This is a genomic window from Micromonospora sp. M42, from assembly GCF_000568915.1.
Classification (GTDB): domain Bacteria; phylum Actinomycetota; class Actinomycetes; order Mycobacteriales; family Micromonosporaceae; genus Micromonospora; species Micromonospora chalcea.
In genome coordinates, this window is the sequence record NZ_KK037233.1 from 2,127,910 (window position 1) to 2,130,839 (window position 2,930).

6 protein-coding genes are annotated in these 2,930 nt (G+C 72.0%); 2 read left to right on the forward strand and 4 right to left on the reverse strand.

Annotated features, from left to right (window positions below):
- Together MCBG_RS09565 and MCBG_RS09570 are read right to left on the reverse strand one after the other, a co-directional pair.
- On the reverse strand, positions 1–568 hold a 568-nt coding region (locus MCBG_RS09565; RefSeq protein ID WP_223201144.1), incomplete at its 3' end, for a PfkB family carbohydrate kinase.
- Positions 569–610: 42 nt separating this feature from the next.
- Positions 611–823, reverse strand: coding sequence for a hypothetical protein (locus tag MCBG_RS09570; RefSeq protein WP_043325155.1), 213 nt, complete (start codon positions 821–823; stop codon positions 611–613).
- Between the two features lie 179 nt (positions 824–1,002).
- On the opposite strand from MCBG_RS09570, the gene MCBG_RS09575 reads away from it, so the two are divergent.
- On the forward strand, positions 1,003–1,644 hold the full coding sequence (locus tag MCBG_RS09575; protein WP_043325156.1) for a hypothetical protein: 642 nt from the start codon (positions 1,003–1,005) through the stop codon (positions 1,642–1,644).
- A gap of 9 nt (positions 1,645–1,653) precedes the next feature.
- Here the strand turns inward: MCBG_RS09575 and MCBG_RS09580 are convergent, their stop codons facing one another.
- Entirely contained in the window at positions 1,654–1,842 is a 189-nt protein-coding gene (locus MCBG_RS09580; RefSeq protein ID WP_043325157.1) for a hypothetical protein, read from the reverse strand.
- Positions 1,843–1,909: 67 nt separating this feature from the next.
- Between MCBG_RS09580 and MCBG_RS09585 the strand changes: the two genes are divergently transcribed.
- Positions 1,910–2,191, forward strand: a complete 282-nt coding sequence (locus MCBG_RS09585) for a hypothetical protein (protein WP_043325158.1) — start codon at positions 1,910–1,912, stop codon at positions 2,189–2,191.
- Positions 2,192–2,200: 9 nt separating this feature from the next.
- Here MCBG_RS09585 and MCBG_RS09590 read toward each other — a convergent pair whose 3' ends face one another.
- Positions 2,201–2,740, reverse strand: coding sequence for a hypothetical protein (locus MCBG_RS09590; RefSeq protein ID WP_043325159.1), 540 nt, complete (start codon positions 2,738–2,740; stop codon positions 2,201–2,203).
- Positions 2,741–2,930: the final 190 nt, after the last annotated feature.

The window sequence follows — 2,930 nt, forward strand, 5'->3', positions numbered from 1 at the left end:
GGCCGTCGTCGAGCAGTTCCTCGTGGCTGACCTTCAGCACGCTCACCCCGCCGTCGAGCACCGCCTCCAGGTACGGCCCGGACAGGTCGGCCACCACGGTTCCGCCGTTGGCGCTCAGGTCGGCGGCGAGCCGCCGGTAGATGTCCGGGTCCACCACACCCGGGTCGGCCGGTCCGCTGAGCACGCTCACCGGGGCACGCAGCCCTTCGGTGAGCGTCACCGTGTACAGCTCGTCGATGTCGTGCCGCACCATCGGCACGCCCGGGTTCTCGGCGATCTCGGTCCGCTCGCCGTCCCGCCGGTCGTGCACGTACCAGCCGGTGCCGGACTCGCGCCGCACCATCCGTACCGTGACGTCCTCGTCGTCGAGCAGCTTGCGGACCGCGTCGCCGACCTCGCCGCCGAGGCCCACGCACATGGTCACCGGCACGCCGAGCGCGGCGATCATCCGGCTCTGCCACACGCCCTGCCCGCCCGGGTGCAGATGCAGCTCGGTCGCTTCGCCCTGCTGCTCGATCGTCACCGTCAACAGCGGGGCCGGGGCGAACACCATCACCTTCTGCTCCATCCGCCAGTGTTGCCCGCTGACCGGCCCCGGTAATCCCCCAGGTCAGCGCGGGCGCGCGACGGCGCGGCGACGCCGCAGGTACGGCAGCGCGAACAGGTAGAGGCCGCTGATCAGGAGCAGGGCGAGCGGCAGCAGCGGCACGTAGGAGACCCACACGATCGGGTCCTTCTGCGCCAGCGCCACGAAGGTGATCACGACCGTCACGGTGAAGGCGACAGAGAGCCAGCGGTGCAGTTGGCGGATGCGCGTATCCATTGATGCCTACCTCCCGGCGGTGGCCTCCCCGGCGGGGAGGCCCGTGCCGGAAACGCTAGGTCGGGGCGCCCGCCCAGGGCTTCTCGATTCCTGACCGGTACGCGCCGCCGCGCGCACGGGACCCTTTGCCCGGCCGCCCTACCCTGCCGACAAGAGCAGCCGAGCCACGGGGGGCAGGCATGCAGATCATCGAACACAGCGTCATCGGCACCCGCTCCGCCGTGCTCCGGCTACGCCGGCCCGGCAGCCGGCTGGAGTTCCTGGTGTTCCCGATGCTCCACGTGGCGAGCCCGGCGTTCTACGCAGCGGTCACGAAGCGGCTCCGGGAATGCGACCTGCTCGTCGTCGAGGGCGTCAGCGGCCGGTCGGTGGTCGGCTCGGCGTTGACACTCACCTACCGGGCCATGCCGGCCAACCGGCGCTCCGGCCTGGTGACGGACCCCATCCCGTACGCGTCCCTCGGCGTCGAGGTGCTCAACCCGGACGTGTCGGCCGCGGAGTTCGCCGAGGGCTGGCGGGCGATGCCGCTGCGGTACCGCCTCCAGATGTGGCTGGTGATCCCGTTCGTGACGGTGATGCAGTTCTTCGGCGGCACCCGGCGTCTGCTCTCACCGGAGATCGAGGTGAACGACCTGCCGTCGGCCACCGACGAGCGGCTGCTCGCCGCGTTGTCCGAGCTGATCCGTACCCGGTCCTCCGAGCGCATCGACGTGGCGGTCGTGTACGGCGCCGGGCACGTGCCGGCGATCGTGCGCGGGCTCTTCGAGCTGCACGGATACCGTCCCCGCGCAGCCGAATGGCTCACCGTTCTGGAGCGGTGAGCCGGACGCTCAATCGGCGGCCAGCTCCGGCCGGTGCTCCTTGATCCACTCCTGGACGTCCGACTTCAACCAGACCTTGCCCTGCACGAGGTCGGCCACCGGCTCCGGGAAGTTGCGGTTACTGGTGATCACGTAGACCCGCTGCTTGCTGATGCCGCCCAGCATCACGCGAATCTCGGCTGCGCCCACCAGCTCCATACGCCGGACGCTAGACAGTTGACCTGGCTCCTTGACTCGGGTCAACGCCTCGGTCACCGTATGGGGTATGCCGACATCCTCGCCGCCGGGCCGCCCGCCCAGAGCGATCCGGCCGCACGTGGCGATCCGGCCGCTGTGGCTCTGCCGGGTCTGCGCCGGCCCGTGGCCGTGCCAGCCCGCGCGCCTGTTGTTGCTGCTGGAATACCGGCGGGACCGGGTGGCGCTGTCGATCTACATGGCGACATGCCTGTTCGACGCCGCCGCCGACCTGCTGAGACTCAACCCCGATCCGGGCCCACGTCCCGACGAACTGTTCCACCGGTTCGTCGCGTGGACGAGACACACCTGAGCGGACAGGTCACTCTCGTCCCGCCGGGCCCGCTGACCAGTCGTCCACCCGCATCCGCGACGGCGACCTCGCTGTCTCAGAGCGCCGCACGAACCCGGCGACGGCGAGCGCGCTCATCGTGGTGGCCACGGCAGCGGCCAGCACCAGGAGGGTGGTCTCCACCTGCACCGTACGCATGTACTCGCCGCCGTTCGCGGTGGCCGACGCGTAGCGCACGGCCGCGAGCGGGTTGAGCAGCACCGCGGCGATGCCGGCGGTCCAGGCCGCCCTCGGTAGCCGCTCGTCGCCGGGACTGACGGTCCGCCGGGCGGCCCAGCAGCCGAGGGCCGCGAACGTGACGAGCAGCGTGACCGGCAGCAGCCAGAGCACGGCGGGCAGCAGGTCGCGGAGGGGCACCACGGCGTCGAGCAGCTCCACCGGGAAACTGGCGCCGTCGTGGGTCACCACGCCGATCCGGTGGCGGTAGGCCGCGAGCGCGACCAGGGTGCAGCCGATGTGGACGGCGATCAGGGCGACGAGGGCGGACAGTGCGGCGCGGCGGGCGGACACCGGGCCGAGGCTACCGCCCGCGCGCTCCGGCGGGGGGCCGCCCGCACCGCGCGGTCAGACACTCAGGGCGAGATCGGCGACCTCGGCCGCGCAGCCCCAGGACAGCGTCACCCCGGCGCCGCCGTGGCCGTACGCGTGCACCAGCCGCCCGTCCGCCGGGTCGATCTCGACCCGGGGGCCGCCGTGCCGG